This is a genomic window from Vibrio profundi (assembly GCF_043642225.1).
In the GTDB taxonomy this organism is placed as follows: Bacteria; Pseudomonadota; Gammaproteobacteria; order Enterobacterales; family Vibrionaceae; genus Vibrio; species Vibrio profundi_A.
The window spans coordinates 1-1815 of sequence record NZ_JBHZSF010000040.1; the positions used below are offsets into that span (position 1 = coordinate 1).

Here is a 1815-nt window from a genome sequence, read left to right on the forward strand (position 1 = left end):
GAAAATGCTTTCACGAGTCTCAGATAGACCTAGACCTGTAACCCGTTATCATGACATTGAACTTAAGTACCTCTCACCTGAAAGTACAGAAGCATTCATCAATTCAAGAGACACAATAACACTTGAATCAGTGCTCAATCTCATTAATAGAGAGTTACGCCATCAGGGAATAGAACTAACCATATTTCAGCTAGCCTCCGCCAAGCACCTTGTAGATGGGGACCTAGTAACTAGTGTGCTAACAGCTGCTAACTACTCCTTGTCTTTGCTATGGCAAAACCTCTCCCGCAGTTCGAGAAATAGATTAATGGGTACTTTCCAAAGTCGCTGGGCAAATATGCGAGTCCCAGTCTCCCTGCAAAATCATGCTGCCATTGAGGTGCTTATAGAAAGAGGTAAGGTCTCGCACAGCAAGGGAATCACTAATGTATCATGTCACAATGGTCAATATTGTGTGGAGACAGATAAAGAGAAGTACTTCTTTGATTTCATCATCAATGCTACAGGGATACGACGTTCACTCGATAGAAGTAATCCGGTACTTGATAGCCTGCTAAGTCGGAAACTAGCAAAAGAAAATCAATATGGAGGAATCAATGTATGTCCGTCAACTTGTTCTGTTCTTTCCGAAACTGGTGAAATTCAAATGGGTTTGTATGCTCTTGGTCAGATAACTTGTGGTGATTTTTACATGGTCAATAACATAGATGTGATTAATAACCAAATCTCTACTTTATTGTCATCTTTCAAGCTGAACAAAGGGGAAACCAAAACATGTATCTAGCCTCATTCATAGCTTTGGTTGGCTCGCTCTTGTTTTCATATTTCGAGATACCACTAGGTGCAATGTTCGGTGCCCTGATTGCTCTTTTGGTAACGGCAAAAGCAGGGTTTACTCTAGCTCTTCCCAAAAGCACATTGACCGGAGTACAGTTAATCCTTGGTGCCACAGTGGGCTCAATCGTCCCTGTGCAGACTCTTTCCAAGGGTTATCCGATATTACTTTTTGTGGGACTCGTCCTTTGTATGTCAGCACAAGTTCTCACCTCGTATCTCTGGCTTTCTAAGCGAGAGAAATGGTCAAAATATGAAAGCCTACTTGGGGCGGTTCCGGGAGCGATGGCTGCGGTTCTTGTCATTAATGAAAATCACAATTCACCTTCTAGTAAAGTAATTTTCACTCACACAGTTCGACTCATTTTCTTAATCATAGCTTCCGCTCTTCTTGTCTCAACGGACAACTCACCAGTTTCTGGGCCGGCTATTTCCTTAGACAACCTTTGGATACTTCTCCCACTTTTCCTCGCCTACTTTTCAGGTTTACTTCTCGATAAAATTGGTACTCCAGCACCGTATATGGTGACCGGGATGTTAGCAACTATGTTTGTGAACTCTGAGTTACCGTCATACAACTTTCTTGTCCCGACAGAGCTTGTTTTTATTGCAACATCCGCTCTAGGGGCATTAATTGGGATTCGTCTAAAAGATATAACCGTTGTAGATATCTTCTCTTATGCGCGAGCTGGGATTATTGCTACAACGTTAAGTCTTACAGTCACAGTTGTTTTTGCATATATATTCAGTGAGCTAATTGATAAGGAGTTCATAGTACTCTTGATGTCGTGGGTTCCGGGCAGTGTGGAGTCTATGACTGTCGCTGCCATTTATCTTGGGCTAGAGCCTGCATTAATAATGCTTAGTCATATCATTCGCATGGTAATGCTTCATTCTATCCCTCTCGGCTTCAATATTTATAAGTATTTACGGAGACAATTATGAAATGGGACATTGGTGTTGGCTTAGTTTCATTAAAAA

At 41.7% G+C, this 1815-nt stretch carries 2 protein-coding genes; both read left to right on the forward strand.

Annotated features, from left to right (window positions below):
- A partial coding sequence (locus tag ACHUFI_RS22365) for an FAD/NAD(P)-binding protein (protein WP_394253202.1) occupies positions 1-784 on the forward strand: 784 nt, incomplete at its 5' end.
- Positions 785-846: 62 nt separating this feature from the next.
- Positions 847-1779, forward strand: coding sequence for an AbrB family transcriptional regulator (locus ACHUFI_RS22370; RefSeq protein WP_394253204.1), 933 nt, complete (start codon positions 847-849; stop codon positions 1777-1779).
- Positions 1780-1815: the final 36 nt, after the last annotated feature.